Consider the following 18,084-nt stretch of genomic DNA (forward strand, 5'->3'; position numbering starts at 1 on the left):
CCGGTGGGGTGGCTGGGGTCGTCGGGTGACGACCCCAGCCGGATTGTGCCTAGGGGGTGAGGCCGATGCCCTGGCCGTTGAACTGCACCCAGTTGAGGTTGCCGAAGCCGCCCGCCGGGCCGCCCGCAACGGTGGTGAACACCAGATAGAGCCGGAACGTCTCACCGGGGTCGGTGATCGGCACGCTGGTGCTGGTGAAGGCGTTGTTGCCGGTGGTCGCGTTGACCGTGGCGGTGGTCAGCAGCGGACCGGTCGGCGAGTCCCGTCGGAACTCGACGTTGAACCGTGGCTGCCCGGCCGTGGCCGCGCTACCACCGGAGGTACGCAGGGTCACCGAGTCGATGTTCCGCAGGTTGACCGTGCCGTTGACGGCGATCCAGTCACCGTTGTCGAGGCTGCCCCGTTGCTGCCCGCCGCCGGCGTCCGCGGTGTTGCCGACCGTGGTACCGGACTGGTTGCGGGCGAACTCAACCTGCTGGAGCTTGTCCTGGATGACCTGCTGACCGATGGTGGTCAGCGGCGGCTGACCGTTGGCGCCGTTGTCGGTGTAGGTCGCGCTGATCACGCCGTAGATGTAGCCGCCGTGCGAGGCGTCGTCGGCGAGCGTGGGCAGCACCCCGGAACAACCGAGCTGGTTCGCCTCCCCGTGCCCGTGGTCGTCGTGGCCGAGGACGAAGGTCACCTCCACCTTCGAGCAGTCGATCGGGCCGTCCTCCGGGTCGGTGACCGTCACCGACCAGGGGATGTCGTCACCCCAGCTGAAGAAGCCACCCTCGATCGGTACGTCCACCCGGACCGTCGGGGCAGTGTTGCCGACCGTGATGGTGGTGTTCGCCGTCGCGGTCTTGCCGCTGGAGTCGGTCACCGTCAGCCGTGCCGTGTAGACGCCGTTGCTGGTGTACGTGAACGAGGGGTTCGGGTCGACGGAATCGATCGTGCCGTTGCCGTCGAAGTCCCAGGCGTACGAGATGGAGTCCGCCGGATCCGGGTCGCGTGACCCGTCACTGGAGAAGGCCACCGTCAACGGGGCGTGCCCGTTGGTCGGGGTCGCGTTCAGCACGGCCGTCGGCGCCCGCAGGCCCTTGACGTAGCTGAACTTCACCATCGCCGCGTCCGGGTTGATGTTGAAGAACCCGTCCCCGTACGTCAGCAGGTAGAAGTTGCCGTCCGGGCCCCACATCATGTCCATCGGGTTGTCGCATAGGAACGGCTTGGCCGGCGTGACCGGGCCTCCGCCGCAACTCAACAGATCGTTGATCTTCAGGATGCCGCCCTGCGAGTCGAGCCGGACCTCCCGCAGGTAGTCCCGGGTGAACTCGCCGAAGAAGATCGCGCCGTCGTAGTACGCGGGGAACTTCGTCTCCGACCTCAGCTCCGGGTCGTAGTCGTACTTCGCCGCGCCGTGCGGACCCACACCGCCGGTGCCGAGCTCCGGGAAGAGCACCGGGCAGGTCTGGGTCGGGGTGGACAGGTAGGACTCCGGGCAGGGCGTCGGAGCCTGGAACGAGTACCAGAGCTCCGACTTCTCCACCGGCGGCAGGTCGACCAGGCCGGTGTTGTGCCGGGAGGTGTTCCTCGGCGCCGCACAGTCGAACGGCGCGATCGGCGAGATCGGGCTGGTGGTCCAGTTCATCTCGAAGTACGGCAGGTCAGGCTGCACACACATCGGCCAGCCGTAGTTCGCCGGCTTGTCGACCACCATCATCCGGCCGGTGCCGGCCGGCCCCCGCCCGACCGTGGCGGTCGAGGAGTCGGGGGAGTAGTCGGTGATGTACGCCACGTCGTTCTTGTCCAGGGTGATCCGGAACGGGTTCCGCAGCCCCATCGCGTAGATCTCCGGTCGGGTCTTGTCACCCGGGTCCTGCGCCTCAGGGAACAGGTTCCCCTCGGGAACGGTGTAGCTGCCGTCCGTCTGGACCTTGATCCGCAGGATCTTGCCCCGCAGGTCGTTGGTGTTGGCGGAGCTGCGCCGGGCGTCCACGAACGGTGCCTGGTAGACGCCGCTCGCGCTCACCGAGTCGTTGTGCGGGGAGAAGCCGCCCGAACCGCCGCCGCCGGCCGGGGTGTCGTCCCCGGTGACCAGCCACAGGTTGTTCTCCGAGTCGAAGGCGATGTCGCCGCCGACGTGACAGCAGGCGCCCCGGTCCACCGGTACCTGCATGATCTTCTGCTCGGTGCTCAGGTCGAGCGAGGGGTTCTCGCCGTCGACGAACTTGAACCGCGACAGCTGGAAGTAGCCCTTCCAGTTGTCCCAGGCGTTGGGGTTGGTGCTGGTCGTGGGCGCGGCACCGGTGGGAGTGTCACCCGGTGGGGCGTAGAACAGGTAGACCCACTTGTTGGTGGCGAAGTCCTTGTCGATCGCCGGGCCGTACATCCCGTCCTCGCTGTGGGTGTAGACCGGGATCTGGGCCAGCAGGGTGGTGCGGTTGCCGTCCGGCTCGTGCAGCCGTACGCCACCACGTCGGTCGGTCTGGATGACCCGCCCGTCGGGCAGCACGTCGAAGCCGATCGGCTCGTTGACGTTGGGCTGCGCGCCGATCACCGTCATCTGGTAGTTGGCCAGGACCGTCGCGCCGCAGTCTCCGTCGGTGACACCGGCCGCCCACTGGATCGCGCCACCCAGGTGGGCGCGCAGGTCAGTGCCGCGGAAGCTCTCCGGCGTGGCGCCGAGTCCGGTGTAGAACGATCGGCCGCCCTGGTAGTCCTTGCACCAGGTGATCGGGTGGTCGAAACCCATGCTGCCGCCGCTGTACGTCTTCTCGTCAACGGTCGCCAGGACATGCGAGAAGCCCCGTACGTTGGCCGCGAAGTTGTACCAGCGGTTGGTCGTGGTCCACCGCTCGGGCAGGATGGCCGAGGCGGGGTGCACCCGGTCCGCCACGGTCACCGTGGCGGCGCCGGCCGGTGTGGCCGCGCCGACGGCGCGGGTGCCGAGAACCTCGTCGAGGAAGGTCCAGCCCGGCTCCGCCTCGATCGCCGAGTGCACACCGACGAAGCCGCCACCAGCACGGTAGTACTTCTCGAACGCGGCTCGCTGATCCTCGTTGAGCACGTCGCCGGAGGTGTTCAGGAACACCACGGCGCGGAACTGCTTCAGGTGCGGCTCGCGGAACTTGCGGGCGTCGTCGGTGACGTCCACGGTGAACCGTCGATCCTTGCCGAGCTGCCGGATGGCTTCGACACCGGCCGCCGTGGCGGGGTGGGTGCCGTCCGCCGATCGGGTGAAGACGAGCACCTTGTACTGGATGCCGTTGTTGGTCGTTGTCGCTTCGTCCGCCACCGGTGCGGCCTGCGCCGCTGTCGTCTGCTGGGTGCCGGTCGCGACAAGTGTCGCGCCGACGAGGGTGAGGAGACTCAGATAGGTGAGGGCCCTGCGGCCCAACGGTCTGCGCATCGAACCTCGCTCTGATCGGTCAGTCCCGCCCCCGGCACCGTGCGGCGCCGGGGGCGGTTGGGGGTTACCAAACGAGCCTGGCCAGGTCTAACGAGGACGATATTTGCGACTGACATTAAAGAGAAGGGGTAAGCGGCAGAAGTTTGGCCGATTCTGTCGGTACTTTTGCTCAATACCGGCGAAAGTCACCGCGCTGGACGCCTCGGCCCACCGAGCAGACAGCAGCCGGGCCCGATCGCCGCACTGGCGATCGGGCCCGGCTGGAGGGTCGCTACAGGTTGGTGCCGTTGGTGCCGGACGGCTTGCTGCGGGCAGTGGTCGACGTCGTCGAACCGGTGGTCGACCCCGACGGACTGGGGCCGGGCTTGGCGCCAGCCGTGGCCGGCGTGCCAGCGAAGGCGTCGTCGGCAGCGGTGGGCCCGTGCTTGCCGTTCTGGCTCAGCTTCTCGCCCAGCTTGGAGTGGCCGAGCTTGTCCTTGCCCTCGTGGTACAGCCGGCTCGCCTGGGCCTGGGCGACCCCGGCCGCTTCCTGGACGGTCGGGTGGTCGAGCACCTTACGACCCTGGACCATCAACTCCTCGTACTTCTCCCGGCCGGCACGGGCGCCCAGGACGAACCCTGCAGCCAGCCCGCCAAGGAACATGATCTTTCCGCGCATGGCGGCTCCTCTCGTACCTGACGCGCCGTCGACCCGCCCTCGATCACCGGGACGGGGCCGACCAGTTCGCGCCTGCGTCCTGTCGTCGGCAGCTAACTACCCATCCTGCTCTCTGCTCATACCTCCTTGTGCCGCGATGGCGATTTGCCCCGGACAATCCGATCGGCTCGTCCGTTGATCGTGAGGGTAACCCCCTGGACCAAGACCCCCCGGAGTCCTGTACTCTTGTGCCCGGCGCACGGCGCGGAGAGATCCGCACCGGCCGCTGTGCAGTCCCCCGTAGCTCAATTGGCAGAGCAGCCGGCTGTTAACCGGCAGGTTTTTGGTTCGAGTCCAAACGGGGGAGCTCGCCCTCCAGCACGAAATGCCCACCGGCAGACCCGGTGGGCATTTGCCGTTCCTGCTCCCGCACCGCACTGCCGCAGCGGTTGCTACCAGGGCGCCATCTCCGTCGACCCTGCTGTGGCGGTCTGTAGGCGGGTGGGATCCGCTCCGGCGGGCCGCTCGCTGTTATTCTCGCGTTGCCCATCGTGCTGCTGAGACGGGGGCGACGCCGGTGAAAGCGGCCGCCGATGGCTGGCCGGTGATCGACAGGGCAGGATAAGATCCCGCCCGGTGCCGGGGCGGTAGCTCAGCCGGTTAGAGCAGGGGACTCATAATCCCTCGGTCGCGGGTTCGAGTCCCGCCCGCCCCACCAGGTAAAACGCTAGATCCGTGATCTTCCCGTGGTGCTACCCGTGGTGCGAGCGCGCTACGGTCGGCCCCATGGCGACGGCGAACGGGCGCGCGAAGCGCCAGCGTGGCGAGATCGAGGAACTGCCCAGCGGCTCACTCAGGGTGAAGGTCTACGCGGGCATCGACCCCATCACCAAGAAGCGGCACTACCTGACCGAGACCATCCCGGCAGGCCCGACTGCCCGTAAGGAAGCTGAGAAGGCGCGTACGCGGTTCCTCGCTCAGGTGGACGACCGGCGCAACCCGCGTACCCGTGCCACTGTCGATCAGTTGCTTGACCGGTGGCTTGAAGTGCTCGACGTGGAGACGTCGACCCGGCAGGGGTACGTCAAGAAGCTGAACAAGCACGTACGGCCGTTGCTCGGCAAGCTGCCGGTGGGTCGGCTGGACGCCGAGACGCTGGAATCCTTCTACGCCGTGCTGCGGAAGTGCCGTGACCACTGTGGAGGCACTCGAAAGGCGATCGAGCATCGGAAGGCAGGGCCGCACGACTGCACCGACAAGTGCCGGCCGCATGAGTGCAAGCCGCTCGCCCCGGCATCGATTCGGCAGATTCACTGGATCCTGTCGGGTGCCCTGAACCGGGCCGTCCGGTGGCGCTGGATCGCCATCAACCCGGCAGATCAAGCAGAGAAGCCCGGAATGCCTCAGCCCAACCCGCACCCTCCAACAGCAGCGGAAGCGGCCCGACTCGTCACCCAGGCGTGGAAAGACCCTGACTGGGGCGCGTTCGTGTGGGTGGCCATGACGACGGGCGCGCGACGGAGTGAGCTGTGCGCACTGCGGTGGTCCGCGGTCGACCTGGACGCGGCCGTGCTGACCCTGCGGAGCGCCCTGTACGTGGACGACGCGGGGAAGCTGCGGGAAAAGGACACCAAGACGCACCAGCAGCGGCGCGTGGCCCTGGACATGGAGACGGTAGAGGTGTTGCGCGACCAGCTGGCGCGCTGCGAGGCACGTGCATCAGCCCTTGGCTTGTCGCTCCCCATGGCCAGCTACGTGTTTTCGCCCGACCCAGACGGCAGCACTCCGCTCGTGCCGGATACGGCCACCCAGCGATTTAGCCGGATGGCCACGCGACTCGGCATCACGACGAACCTGCACGCCTTGCGGCACTACTCGGCAACGGAATTGATCGCATCCGGCGTTGATGTTCGGACCGTGGCCGGGCGTCTGGGCCACGGTGGTGGAGGGGCAACGACCCTCCGTGTATATGCCGCCTGGCTGTCAGAGTCCGATCAGCGTGCCGCTGCCACCCTGGCTGCAAGGATGCCCTCTCGTCCCTCCGCTTAAAAGGCGAATTCAGTCGGCTAAGGAGATACGCCGGCTGTAGACCAATCAACTAGCAGATTATTGATCACTTCTGATGACGGAACCCCCACTACATCGGCAAAAAACTCACTCACGCCGACTTCTAACGCGACTCCCTTCACGGGATTTACGACAGCAAGCGCGTCTGGTATGCGTTGATGGGCGGCAAAGTACAACACGACGTATGCCACCATCTGACGAAGATCTACTGAGCGAAACGGTCGGTTGACTGCCTTTACTTCCACGAGCGTCTTGATCGACATTCCCGAGGAGTGGTCGTTCGCAATGAGGTCAGGCAAGCCCCCTGAGATCCAGCCGCAACCGGGCAGGCTTGGCTCTACTTCTATTGAAGTGAACGTGTGTGTGAGAGTGCAGTAGCTATTGAGGCGTTGCGCCAGAGTCAGAGCAACCTCAATTTCATCCTGATCGAGTCGGTCGCCTAGATCGACTTGGTTGGCAACTTGGATGAGCCGGCTCGTCGCCCTCTCGATTGCCCGCCGAAGGTTGGGCTTATCGCCGCGTTGATGATCCGCCCACAGATAGAAAGCCGTTTCAGATACGAGGGCGTGCCTCCTCGGTCGATGGGCCCACTCGATCGGGGGAGCGAACCGCCTTGGGCCAGCATTGGAAATTCTTACGAAGTGTTCCAAGCGGGGCAGTATTGCATTCCAGTACGAGCTACTCGTGGTGGCAAACCTCTCAGCCGTAGGCATCAGAACGGAAGATCCTTGCGGTTGGCCTTCACGCGTTCCTCCATCCACTTCTTGGCGATGTCATCGAATCCGGAAATGCCCCGGCTGATGCTTTGTCGCCAATGGCGTCCCTCATCGCCAAGTGAGAATGAGGCCAGGAGAATGGCTCGCTGCACCCATGGATGCAGGTTCCTCCATTGCTTCCGCTTGTCCGAAATCCAGTAGTCTGCTTTCCAGCCATGCATGAGATATACGATATCGCGTTGGATGAACGGCGGTGCCGATTCAAATATGCTTGCGGCAAGTGGGACGTTCTCCTCGGAATGGTCGTGCTTGAGAATGCGGAGCGCGTAGGCGAGGTTAACAGGAACCATGACCCAGTACTCTTCAGCCTGAATCCTTCGGCGAATTTCTGCGGGGAGCTTCTTCGCCAATGCTGGAGAGACATTCGGTAGCACCTCTTCCAGGACGCGAAGAACAACCGGAAGTGCTGGGGCAAGTACGTCTAGGTTCGCCACAAGCATTTCTGCGGCGGCATCGCGAACCTCGACGTCGAAAAGCTTAATGATTCGTGCCAACTTCTTAACCACCGGTGAGTTGACGCGACTCTTGGCGACCTCGGCAGTGAGCATGCCGATAACATCGAACTGCTCGACGTCGTGCCTCAGACGCTCGTAATCCTCATCCCTGGTGTCCGAGTAGGGATCGAAACGCAGGGACAGTTTGAGTAGCCGTCTTTCGTCGCGCTCTTGAGGACTTAGTTCGTCCGAATCCTCGGGTAGGAGTAGCGGAGACCTGACGAAGTCCTTGGTGGAGAGAACTCGGGTCTTATGCCTCTGCAGAGTCAGCCCTTCGTTCCGTAGAAGCGCCTCGGTCAAAAACACTAGAGCCCTGAAAGCGTCTTCTCGGGTGTCTGCAAATAGCCGGTAATCGTCGGCGTAGCGGCAGAACTTAATCCCCTTCGACACTAGCAGTCGGTCGACGCGGTTCAAGAGAAGTTCTGAGAATATCCGGGCCGCCTGTCCGCCTACGGGTAGGCCATAGGATACGCCGCCGGAGAATCCTGTGAGGAGTTTGATTACCTTGCTTGGAACATCGCCCACCTCTCCGAGAAGATTGAGAGAGTTTTGCAATCGGTGGTGGTAGATCCTGCCGTAGAAATCCGCGATGTCGCAGATTGCTATGTATTTGTAGTCCTGGGCGATGTTCTGGCTCGCCTCAGAGAAGCTGTTCCAGGATCCAATCTCAAAAATGGAGGAGGTCTCGCGGTTGATGTTCAGTCTATATGAAAAGACGGCCTGCTGGGATGGTGGGATTCTCGCCGCTTCTATCTCTGGCGAGATCCTCAGCGCCAAGCCGAGCATGTACGCATTCCAGATCGGGTCTATTTGGGATACGTACCGGAATCCTTCGTAGGTGATTAGCGAAAGCGCGCCCTCGATGTATGGCGGATGCGAATCAAGAGCTGACGTCAGGTCGGCGTCAATCTTCTTGAGGAGAGCGACAGTCTCATCTTTGCGATCGTGAAAAATGATATTTTCTGGTGCGAAAGGGAAGACGTCCGTATCGCCCCAGCGCGAGATGTGGCTTACCGCAAGGCTGAACGATTCCTCTAGTCCGAGCAAAGTAGGGTCCACTTCCGGTGAGGGTCGGAGCTGGGAACGGAATTTTCCCGGAAGTCAGTAGTGGAAGGCAACCCCGAGGAGCTATCGGACCTTAGTGTTGAATTACCCAAATCGCTTGAATCGCCCAAAACGATAGTGTGTCGACGGTCTGCATCTCGGACGCCCTGGCCTCCGGCTGGCGTAAGCTCGCTCGAATGACGAACTTGGAAGCTGCCCCTGGCCTAGCTCACGAGCTGCTCGCTGACGCGCTGCCGCGTCGCTGGATGCACGTGCAGAGGGTCGCTGACAAAGCATCCGAGGTGTCATCGGTCCTGGCCGCGCCTGATCGACCGATTCTCATAGCTGCTGCCTGGCTGCACGACATTGGATACGCTCCCGGCGTTCAATCCTCCGGGCTTCATGCCCTGGACGGGGCTAGGTGGTTGCGCCAGTCCGGCTGGGACGAGCGAGTAGCGGACCTGGTCGCTTATCACTCCTGCGCAGCTTTTGAGGCTGAAGAGCGACAACTTGACGGGGAGTTGCGCGCAGAGTTTCGGAACGAAGAATCTGATGTGACGGACGCGCTCTGGTATGCCGACATGACGACTGGCCCTGATGGCCAGGATTTCGAAATCATGGAGCGATTGGCGGAGATCCGATCTCGTTACGGGCCGGATCACGTCGTTACGCGCTTCTGGTCGCGGGCACAACCTGAAATTGTGGCGGCTGTGCGACGAACGGAGAGGCGGCTGGCGGCACGTAAAGGCTAGCCGATGTAGGGCTCTTGTCGGTGCTCGTATCCGTGATCGATGCGAAGCCGCATGGATGGGTGGACGGACAAGGAACTCAGATCTTCACGCCTGACCCAGCGGACTTCGGATGACTCGCTGCTTGTTGACGGCTCGCCGCCGACAGGGTAAGCGCGGAAACAGATGGAGAATTGCTGCCGCACTTCCCCGTCGCTGTAGGCCATGACGTGTCGCGGGTCGGTGTAGATGCCGACAATGCCCGTGATTTCGACGTCAATCCCTGACTCTTCCTTGGTTTCGCGCACCGCAGTCTCTGCGATGTACTCGCCGAAGTCCTGTGCGCCGCCGGGAATGGCCCACAGGCCGTTGTCGGTTCGTCGGATGAGCAGCACCCGGTCCTGTGCGTCGAGGACAAATACGGTCACCGCTGGAACGATGCTGTTGGCCTTCGGTGCCTGCGGATCGTCGTAGTACTCCGTCCTTGCCATGTGCTTAGCCTGCCACCGCTGGCTGCCACACCGGCAAGGAGGACTCCCACACCCGGTCGAAGCTGTCTGCGTACGTGTCGAAGAGGTCGCCACCGGCGAGCCGTCGTAGGTGCATGACCGGCGTGTGCGCGGCCGGGAAGCCGAACACGTGCGAGTTGACGAGCATCTCGTCATCGAACCGGAAGATGGAGTTGTAGAGCGTCGTCCGGTGGAAGTGCACGTTTACGCCTTGGACGTCGCGTAGCCGCTGGTAGAAGGCGAGCACGTTCCGCACCTTGCCGGCCATTGCGTCGCCGATGCCTTCGTCCGCCCCGCGCTGCGCGACCTCGGGGCTGTCCGGGTCGCCGAGCAGGATTTCAACCCGCGTACCGGCCGCTGCCTTCGCCTTAAGCGTGGCCACCAGCTGCGGTTGCTGCTCGGGGAGGAATAGTCCCGCGTAGACAAGGATGCCGACTCGTTCCTGTGCCTGCGAGATTAGCCGTCGCCACAGGTCGTCCGGCACCGCTGCGCGTCGCGGATAGACCTGGACCACCTCGGACTGCGCTACGCGGTTCGCGCGCTCCTGCGGCACGGCGTCCGGCCACAGGTACGACTCGCTTTCCTTGACCAGCGCGGCGATCGCATGGCGGTAGCGCGGGTATGGAGCTCGCCCCTGGGTGATCCACCGTTCCACGGTCTTCGGGTCTACCCCGAGCTGCTCGGCGACGGCCGATGGCGTGAATCCGTTGCGGAGCATCGCATCACGTAGCCGGTCGTTCGGCATTGTCGCCTCCAAGCACGTCTAGGGACGACTTGAAGATAGCAAGGACGTCCCTAGTCGTCCAGTGTGGTGGTGAAGGTGTCACCCCTCGTGATCGGAACCTATGTGCACCCCGGTCAACGAGACGGAAGGACACCGATGAAGACCGATCGATCTGCTGGCCACCCCCAGCGGTTCTACACCGTCGCCGAAGCAGCTCAGTTGCTGCGTACCTGCGACATGACGCTGTACCGGTCGATCCGCGTGGGCGAGTTTCCGGCCATCCGCATTCGCGGCCGGTACGTCGTTCCCGCGAAGGCCATCGACGCGATGGAGGCGGGTGCCCTGGCGAATGGCCTGGTTGATGCCGCCGACTACACCACCCGGAGCGTGGCGTGATGACGACCTTTGACTACGGACCGAGCGCCGCTGACCTCGCCGAGATCGAGCAGGAGTTGCCGTTGATCGAGGCTGAGGTGTTGCTGCTCGACGCGCAGATCATCGTGCTGACCGGTGCCGCCGGCCCGAACGAGCTGGACTGGCAGCGGCTCCGTCGGGCGCAGCGTCGGGTGCTGCGGGAGGCGCGTGCCCTGCTCGCCGTTCGGTCGGCCGCCAGCCGGGCCGCGTAGCTGGTGGCCACCGTGAGCCGTCGATTCCCGGTCACCCGCCCTGCTGATGATGCCCGCTTCACGTTCGGTCTGGTGCTGGATGTGGCTCGGGTGCTCGCTGAGCACGGCTATCCGTCGATGGCTGAGTCCTACGACGGGTGCGGCGGGGATCTGCTGGCCCTGCAACAAGTCCTGTTCTCGCTCATCTACGGCACTGACGTATCGGAGGGACACCTGTCATGACCGCTCCCACGCTGTCGGCCTTCCCCCGGCCGGTCGAAGACCTGATCCCCGCCGCCCGCGACCTTGCCGACCAGCTCGGCGAGATCCCATCGCGCAACCGCATCAAGAAGGAACTGAGGGTGGGCGGCCCGAAGGCGGACGCGATCCTCGCCGCCCTCACCCGCACCGACACCCCACCGGCCACTACCGAGCCCACCACGGACCCGGCCGACACCACCCCGGACCCGCTCGCCAATCCCGCCCCGGTGGCGGATCTGCCGCCGGTCGCCGACGACATGCCGCCGGTCGTGTCGGAGCAGTCAGCACCCGTCGCAGACCTGGGCACCAACATCACGACCGATACGACCGAGGCGGTCCCGGCCGACTCGGCGGACAGCGCGCGGGCGGTGGTGTGGCCGGTGGTGCTGCTGGCGTTGCCCGCGTTCGTGGCGATCTGGTCCGGGTGGGTCGGGCTCGGTGGGCTCACCGGGTTCGGGGTGGTGCACCCACTGCCGGGGATCTGGGACAGCTTCTCCATCAACTCGGCGATCACGTTGCCGATCGGGGTGGAGACGTACGGCGCATACGCCCTCTACGTGTGGCTGTCCGGCCGGGTGCCGGACCGGGCACGGCGGTTCGCGAAGTGGTCGGCCATCGCGTCGCTGTTGGTCGGCGCGCTCGGCCAGGTCGCCTATCACCTGTTGGAAGCGGCCGGGGTGTCCTCGGCCCCGTGGTGGATCACGACCGCTGTGGCGTGTCTGCCGGTGGCGGTGCTCGGGATGGGTGCCGCGTTGGCGCACCTGGTTCGTTCGCACGACTAGCTAGCCCGGCGGCACAGCTCACGGCCTAGGAAACCCGCTGTGCCGCCGGTCCCCCTATCGATCCGACAGACCGTTGGAGGAACTCCCATCATGACGTCCCCCCACGATGACGACCGCTTCGACTGGCAGGCCGTCGAGCGCAACCTGACCGAAAATGCCCCCGACACCAACGTGGTCGACCTCGACGCCGTCCGCGCCGCCCGCAACCCCGCCGACCCCGACGACGGCGGGCCGGTGCTGGTCGACTCGCCCGCCGCGCAACGCTCGCCGCGGTTCACCCTCGACGCCGTACGGACCGGCCAGCGTCGCCCGATCCTGCCCGCCTGGCTGCGGTCCCGCGCCGAGTTGGCCGACATGATGCGGTGGGCGCTCGGGCACCTGCTGCACACCACCGCCTACCACCTCACCCGTCTGCCGAAGTACGTCGGCAAGCTCGCCCTGCGCGCCCCGGCCGGGGCGTGGCGACTCGCCTCCGGGGCGACGCGGTGGGTGTTCGACTGGGAGGGCGAGCAGCTACGGCAGGCCACCTCGCAGACCCGCGATGGTGAGCTGTATCTGAAGCTGTCGCGGCAGCGTGACCGGCGGGTGCGGTGGCGGGGAATCGTCGCCACCTTCACCCTCGCCCTCTCCCTCGCCGGTGGCCTGGCAATGCTGTGGGCACCGACGTGGGCGCAATGGGCCGTACCCGCCCTGCTCGTGACCCTGTGTGGGCTGGCCGGGCAGCCGGCCGATAAGCCGCTGCTCGACACCGCCGTGGTCGTCCCCCGCGTAGCCCGCCTGACCTCGGACGTGGTGGTCCGCGCCCTGGCGGTGCTCGGGATCTCCGGTATCAGCCAGGCCATCGCCAAGCAGGGCAGCCGGGCGATCGCGTTCACCGCGCCGATCACCCGTGACGGCCCCGGTTGGCGGGCCGACATCGACCTACCGCCCGGCGTCACCGCCGGGGACGTGATCGAGCGCCGGGACCGGCTCGCTGCTGGCCTCACCCGCCCCCTCGGCTGCGTCTGGCCGGAAGGGCAGCCGGAGGTGCACCCCGGCCGGCTGCTGCTGTGGGTGGGCGATCAGGACATGGCCGCCACCCCGGCGAAGCCGTGGCCGCTGCTCAAGACGACGGGCGGTTTCGATCTGGGGCGGCCGGTGCCGTTCGGCACCGACCCGCGCGGCCGGGTCATCTCCATCGACCTGCCGTACACCAACCTGCTGATCGGCTCCATTCCCGGCTATGGCAAGACCGCTGCCACGCAGGTGCCGGTGCTGGCTGCCGCGCTGGACCCGTACGCGGAGTTGTGGTGCTTCGACTTCAAGGGCACCGGCGGCCTGGACCCCTTGGAGAAGGTGTCCGCCCGGTATGCGTCGGGGCAGGACGACGACACCGCCGAGCAGGGCCTCCTAGCCCTGCGGGAACTGCGCAAGGAATGCCAGCGCCGCGCCGCCGTCATCAAAGGACTCCCCAAGGCCGTCTGCCCGGACAACAAGGTCACCCCCGAACTCGCCCGGCGCAAGAAGCTCGGCTTGCACTGGCTCGTGGTCGCCCTCGATGAAGTGCAAGAGCTGTTCTCGCACGCGGAGTTCGGCAAGGAAGCCGGAGAGTTGGCCGAGAAGGTCATCAAGCTCGGCCGCGCCCTCGGCGTCATCCTGATCGTCGCCACCCAGCGGCCGGACGCCAAGAGCCTCCCGACCGGTGTGTCGGCGAACGCGGGGACGCGGTTCTGCCTGCGGGTCATGGGCCAGATCGAGAACGACATGATCCTCGGCACCTCGGCCTACAAGAACGGCATCCGCGCGACCATGTTCGCCAAGAAGGACAAGGGCGTCGGCTACCTCGTCGGCGCAGCCGACGACGCGCAGATCGTCCGCACCTTCTACGTCGACGGCCCCACCGCCGAGAAGATCACCAACCGCGCCCGCACCCTACGGGAAGCCGCCGGAACCCTCACCGGGCACGCCATCGGGCAGGTTGCGCCGACCCCGGCCGCCCGCCGGGACACGCTGCTCGACGACATCCTCACCGTGGTCCCGGCCACCGAGGCAAAGGTGTGGGCCGAGACGCTCACCGAGCGCCTGGCCGAGCTGAACCCCGAGGCGTACGGCGACCTCACCCGCGACCAATTCACCGCAGCCCTCAAGCCCTACGGCATCACCACCGGACAGGTGTGGGGCACCGACCCCGCCACCGGCAAGGGCGCCAACCGGCGCGGCATCGACCGAACCGACATCACCGACGCGGTAGCGGAACGTAACAAGCGGCGGGGAGACAAAGCCGCCTAACCCGGACAGCCATGGGTCGCTAGGTCTAGCGGCACCCCCCGCTAGACCTAGCACCCCCGCTAGCAACCCATCCCAACCCTGGCCAGCGCCCTAACAACTAGCGGCGCGAGCCCTCTGCACCCTGATTCGGCTCATGGAGGCATTTCGTGACCACCATCCTGCTGCTCGCTAGCCTCACCACCCTTGGTTACTCACTGTGTTATCTGGCCGTGTGTGCGGCCTCGCCGTGGGGACGCTGCCGCCACTGCCGAGGTGCCCGCTACCACCGCACCACCATCGGCACCCGCCGCGACTGCCCCCGCTGCGACGGCACCGGCATCCAAGTTCGCCTCGGCCGCCGACTCATCGACCACATCCGCACCGAATACCGCGACGGCCACCGATGACCGCCCGCACCGCCGACCACACGCCGTGGTGCGGACGGGACCACCGCTGCGGCCTCGGCGAACACCGCTCACCCGAAATCGTGATCGACCTACCCGGCCACGCCCGCGCCGTCCTCGTGCGAGTCCGCACCGCCACCGGCCGCGACCACGCCGAGGTCCGCGTCCGCGTCGCGCTCGCCCCCGGCGAGCCGGCCGCCCGCCGCCAGTTGGCCGGGCTGCTCGCCGACCTGCGGCACACCGTCACCCGCGCCGCCGTGACCGCCCGCCCCCGCCCGAGAAAGGCCACCCGATGACCACCATGACCGCCCTCCGGTTCACCGACTCTCAGCGCGGCTACCTGATCGTCTGCGCTCCGGTCCGCATCACGCCCGGCGTGCTGGCGCATCGCCCGTCTCGCAACGTCGTAGGCGGCACCGACGCCGAAGGTGACTCGCCGCGCGCCCGACTGACCTTCACCGCCGACCGGCGGTGGGTCACCGCCCCCGACTGCCAGCCCGACCCCGAGCCCGACGCCCCGCACGCCGGACGCGGTTGGGCCGAGTACACCGCCGGGTGGGTCGACCACCTCGGCGCGCTGGCCTGCCCGACCTGCTTCCCACCGGCCTCGGGCGAGCAGCTCGACCAGCGCTGATGAACACCGCGGCCTGCCGGCACTGGATCGGCACGGCCGACCGCTACTGCCTGACGGCTGAGGGTGTGCGCCCGTTCCTGCAAGGGCCACGCTGCCCGGCGCACACCCCGGCCGCCCTGGCAGGCCAGCCCGAACCCGAATCCACACCCATGCCCCACCGACACCCGCGCCCTGCCTGTTCAATGGAAGGGAGGCACCCTGTGCCGACTCCCGATCTCCTGACCGCCGCCCTGTCGCACGCGGCGCGCGGCTGGCACGTCTTCCCCCTGCGGCCCGACGACAAGCGGCCCGCGTTCCCCGACCACACCACCGACGACTGCACCGGCCGCGACCCCCGCTGCCACGCCGGGCATGTCGGGTGGGAGCAGCGTGCCACCACCGACCCCGACCGCATCCGCCGAGCCTGGACCACCCGCCCCTACGGCATCGGCATCGCCTGCGGCCCCTCCAGACTGGTCGTAGTCGATCTCGACGTGCCCAAGCACCCCGACGACACCCCGCCGCCAGAGTGGACCAGCGCGCGTGACGGCGTGGACGTGCTCGGCGCGCTGGCCGACCGGCACGGCGGCACGGTCGATCCGACCTACACCGTCACCACCGGCCGAGGCGGCAACCACCTCTACTACCACCACCCCGACCGCGGCCCGCACCTTCGCAACACCAACGGGGACCGGGGTGGACTCGGGTGGAAGGTCGACACCCGCGCCCACGGCGGCTACGTCGTCGCCGCCGGGTCGACCGTCACCGGGCGCGCGTACGCGGTAGCGCTGGACTGCGACCCGGCGCCGCTGCCTGCATGGTTGGCCGGACTGCTCGTCCCGCCACCGCGACCGGCGCATCGGCCCGTTGCGGTGGCGCTGCCGCCGGACCGGCGTGGCCGATACATCGCTGCGGCGATCCGCCGCCAGGTCGACCACCTGACCGCCGCGACCGAGGGTGGGCGCAATGACGCGCTGTTTGCCTCGGCGGTGGCCCTCGGGCAGCTCGCCGCCGGGGGCGCGCTCACCGAAGACGACGTGTATGCCGTCCTGGAACCCGCCGCCCTGTCGACCGGGCTGCGACACGGGGAGATCGTCCGCACGATCGCGTCCGGGCTGCGCGTCGGCGCACGCCAACCGCGCCACCTGACCAGTATGGGGAGGGCCGCATGAGCGAACGGTTGCAGATCGGGACCGGCCCGGAAACCATCCGCGTCCTCAAAGCCGCCCTCACCAACGGCCTGCTACCCGACACCTACGTCTCCGCCGGGTCGCTGGTGCACATGGAAGCCGTCTCCGGTGGCCTGGCCACCGCCGCCGACGAGGACTCGCCCCTGCCGGTGTCGGCCAGCGTCGTCACCCCCGCCGGACTGGCCGGGCTCCTGGCCGAACACGCCTACGTCTACCGGCTCAAGACCCGCCGAAGCGACACCGGCAACCCGGAAACCTACGAAGAAGAGGTCACCCCGCCCCGAGATACCCTCGCCTCGGTGCTGGCCGGCAAGACGTGGCCCGGCGTGCCGCCGCTGCGCGGGATCATCGGTGCCCCGGTGCTGCGCCGCGACGGCACCCTGTTGCAGCAACCCGGCTACGACAAAGCCACCGGCCTCTACCTCGCCTCCAAAGTCGCCCTACCACCCGTACCCGACGAACCCACCCCCGAGCAGGTGGCCGAAGCCCGCACATTTCTGCTCGGCCGATTCCTGCGCGACTTCCCGTGGGCCAGCGCCGCCGACCGGGCCAACTACGTAGCCCTGTTGGCCACGCCGATCCTGCGGCACTTCACCCGATCCCTGACCCCGTTCGCACTCATCGACGCCACCATGCCATCGAGCGGGAAGACGATCCTGACCGCCGGGCCGGGGATGCTCTACGGGCAGCGCGTCATGAACTGGGCCTACTCCGACGAAGAACTCCGCAAATCCATCACCGCGGTCATGGCCGAACAGGTCGGCGTGGTCATCTGGGATAACCTCGCCGAAGGCACCGTCATCGACTCCGCTGTCCTCGCCCAGCTCGTCACCAACGGCGTGTGGTCAGACCGGCAGTTGGGCGCGTCCCGCAACATCGCCACCGTCAACGACCGACTCTGGATGGCCACCGGCAACAACCTCCAAGTCGGCGGAGACATGGCCTCCCGCACCGTGCGGGTGCATCTCGACCCCGACATGCCCCGCCCGGAACTGCGCGACCAATCCGGGTTCGGCATCCCGCACCTTGACCAGTGGATCACCGTTCCCGCGAACCAACTCACCGTGTTGTGGCATCTGCTCGTGCTGGTGCTCGACTGGACCCGACAGGGAGCACCCCGGGTCACCGGGTTGTCGATGCGGCAGTTCACGCCGTGGGCGCAAGCCCTCGGCGGATTCCTCCATCACCACGGCATCGACGGATTCCTCACCAACGCCGCCGACATACGCGAGATCGATGAAGACGAGACGCGCTGGCGCGCGTTCCTCACCTGCTGGCACGACCGCCACGGCGGCCGAGCGATGACCGCCGCCGACCTGCGCCGCGACGCCGAGCCCATGCATCTCGGCAGCGACATCAACGACCCATGGGACGGCCAATTCATCACCACCCACAACGGCCGCCTACCCAACCCGCTGCAACTCGGCCGGATGCTCACCGGGCAGGCTGGACGCTGGCGCGGACACCACGTCATCCGCGCCGGCCGCAACGACCGGGGCGACCGCGCCGTCTTCTGGGTCGAACACCACAACGGATGACCAACAACCCGCTGAACCAACTCCGCAACGCCGCAACGCCGCACAAACCCGCAACCACCAGCGGAAACAGA

At 66.7% G+C, this 18,084-nt stretch carries 18 protein-coding genes and 2 tRNA genes; 14 read left to right on the forward strand and 6 right to left on the reverse strand.

The features are described from left to right. Nucleotides 1–49: 49 nt before the first annotated feature. A complete protein-coding gene (locus AB0M35_RS23095) occupies nt 50–3,394 on the reverse strand; it encodes a ThuA domain-containing protein (protein WP_363747739.1) in 3,345 nt (1,114 codons plus the stop codon). Between the two features lie 271 nt (nt 3,395–3,665). Then, nucleotides 3,666–4,052: a hypothetical protein gene (locus AB0M35_RS23100; RefSeq protein ID WP_363747740.1), complete on the reverse strand. Its 387-nt coding sequence runs from the start codon at nt 4,050–4,052 to the stop codon at nt 3,666–3,668. Nucleotides 4,053–4,325: 273 nt separating this feature from the next. Between AB0M35_RS23100 and AB0M35_RS23105 the strand changes: the two genes are divergently transcribed. From AB0M35_RS23105 to AB0M35_RS23115, 3 genes are all read left to right on the forward strand, one after another. Beyond that, nucleotides 4,326–4,398 (forward strand) — tRNA-Asn (locus AB0M35_RS23105). Nucleotides 4,399–4,672: 274 nt separating this feature from the next. Beyond that, nucleotides 4,673–4,749, forward strand: a tRNA-Ile gene (locus tag AB0M35_RS23110). Between the two features lie 68 nt (nt 4,750–4,817). Then, nucleotides 4,818–6,080 (forward strand): site-specific integrase, encoded by a 1,263-nt coding sequence (locus AB0M35_RS23115; protein WP_363747741.1) that lies wholly within the window; start codon nt 4,818–4,820, stop codon nt 6,078–6,080. Between the two features lie 17 nt (nt 6,081–6,097). Here the strand turns inward: AB0M35_RS23115 and AB0M35_RS23120 are convergent, their stop codons facing one another. Continuing rightward, nucleotides 6,098–6,811: a hypothetical protein gene (locus tag AB0M35_RS23120; protein WP_363747742.1), complete on the reverse strand. Its 714-nt coding sequence runs from the start codon at nt 6,809–6,811 to the stop codon at nt 6,098–6,100. Beyond that, the gene (locus tag AB0M35_RS23125; RefSeq protein WP_363747743.1) at nt 6,811–8,427 is read right to left on the reverse strand and encodes an RNA-directed DNA polymerase; all 1,617 of its coding nucleotides are present in this window, start codon (nt 8,425–8,427) and stop codon (nt 6,811–6,813) included. Before AB0M35_RS23125 ends, AB0M35_RS23120 begins: the two co-directional genes overlap by 1 nt. Before the next feature lie 182 nt (nt 8,428–8,609). Between AB0M35_RS23125 and AB0M35_RS23130 the strand changes: the two genes are divergently transcribed. Continuing rightward, nucleotides 8,610–9,164 (forward strand): HDIG domain-containing metalloprotein, encoded by a 555-nt coding sequence (locus tag AB0M35_RS23130; RefSeq protein WP_363747744.1) that lies wholly within the window; start codon nt 8,610–8,612, stop codon nt 9,162–9,164. On the opposite strand, the gene AB0M35_RS23135 is transcribed toward AB0M35_RS23130, so the two are convergent. Continuing rightward, nucleotides 9,161–9,631: an NUDIX domain-containing protein gene (locus AB0M35_RS23135; protein ID WP_363747745.1), complete on the reverse strand. Its 471-nt coding sequence runs from the start codon at nt 9,629–9,631 to the stop codon at nt 9,161–9,163. The genes AB0M35_RS23130 and AB0M35_RS23135 overlap by 4 nt on opposite strands. Nucleotides 9,632–9,635: 4 nt before the next feature. Then, a complete protein-coding gene (locus tag AB0M35_RS23140) occupies nt 9,636–10,394 on the reverse strand; it encodes an XRE family transcriptional regulator (protein WP_363747747.1) in 759 nt (252 codons plus the stop codon). Between the two features lie 135 nt (nt 10,395–10,529). Between AB0M35_RS23140 and AB0M35_RS23145 the strand changes: the two genes are divergently transcribed. The 10 genes from AB0M35_RS23145 (at nt 10,530) to AB0M35_RS23190 (ending at nt 18,013) form a co-directional block, all read left to right on the forward strand. After that, nucleotides 10,530–10,769: a helix-turn-helix domain-containing protein gene (locus AB0M35_RS23145; RefSeq protein ID WP_019033870.1), complete on the forward strand. Its 240-nt coding sequence runs from the start codon at nt 10,530–10,532 to the stop codon at nt 10,767–10,769. Beyond that, nucleotides 10,769–10,999 (forward strand): DUF6284 family protein, encoded by a 231-nt coding sequence (locus tag AB0M35_RS23150; RefSeq protein ID WP_363747749.1) that lies wholly within the window; start codon nt 10,769–10,771, stop codon nt 10,997–10,999. Before AB0M35_RS23145 ends, AB0M35_RS23150 begins: the two co-directional genes overlap by 1 nt. Nucleotides 11,000–11,011: 12 nt before the next feature. Further along, entirely contained in the window at nt 11,012–11,221 is a 210-nt protein-coding gene (locus AB0M35_RS23155) for a hypothetical protein (protein ID WP_363747751.1), read from the forward strand. Beyond that, the gene (locus AB0M35_RS23160; protein ID WP_363747753.1) at nt 11,218–12,021 is read left to right on the forward strand and encodes an ABC transporter permease; all 804 of its coding nucleotides are present in this window, start codon (nt 11,218–11,220) and stop codon (nt 12,019–12,021) included. Before AB0M35_RS23155 ends, AB0M35_RS23160 begins: the two co-directional genes overlap by 4 nt. 90 nt (nt 12,022–12,111) lie before the next feature. Further along, the gene (locus AB0M35_RS23165) at nt 12,112–14,289 is read left to right on the forward strand and encodes a cell division protein FtsK (protein ID WP_363747754.1); all 2,178 of its coding nucleotides are present in this window, start codon (nt 12,112–12,114) and stop codon (nt 14,287–14,289) included. A gap of 146 nt (nt 14,290–14,435) precedes the next feature. Further along, complete coding sequence (locus AB0M35_RS23170) at nt 14,436–14,675, forward strand: hypothetical protein (protein WP_363747756.1); 240 nt, start codon at nt 14,436–14,438, stop codon at nt 14,673–14,675. Beyond that, entirely contained in the window at nt 14,672–14,968 is a 297-nt protein-coding gene (locus tag AB0M35_RS23175) for a hypothetical protein (protein WP_363747757.1), read from the forward strand. Before AB0M35_RS23170 ends, AB0M35_RS23175 begins: the two co-directional genes overlap by 4 nt. Continuing rightward, nucleotides 14,965–15,306 carry a hypothetical protein gene (locus tag AB0M35_RS23180; RefSeq protein ID WP_363747758.1) on the forward strand — a complete coding sequence of 114 codons (342 nt, stop codon included), beginning with the start codon at nt 14,965–14,967 and terminating at the stop codon, nt 15,304–15,306. The genes AB0M35_RS23175 and AB0M35_RS23180 overlap by 4 nt, the downstream gene beginning before the upstream one ends. Nucleotides 15,307–15,488: 182 nt before the next feature. Next, nucleotides 15,489–16,457 (forward strand): bifunctional DNA primase/polymerase, encoded by a 969-nt coding sequence (locus AB0M35_RS23185; protein ID WP_363747760.1) that lies wholly within the window; start codon nt 15,489–15,491, stop codon nt 16,455–16,457. Further along, nucleotides 16,454–18,013, forward strand: a complete 1,560-nt coding sequence (locus AB0M35_RS23190; protein WP_363747762.1) for a hypothetical protein — start codon at nt 16,454–16,456, stop codon at nt 18,011–18,013. Before AB0M35_RS23185 ends, AB0M35_RS23190 begins: the two co-directional genes overlap by 4 nt. The last annotated feature ends 71 nt before the right edge of the window (nt 18,014–18,084 follow it).

The sequence above is a fragment of the Micromonospora sp. NPDC051196 genome (assembly GCF_040682415.1).
Classification (GTDB): domain Bacteria; phylum Actinomycetota; class Actinomycetes; order Mycobacteriales; family Micromonosporaceae; genus Micromonospora.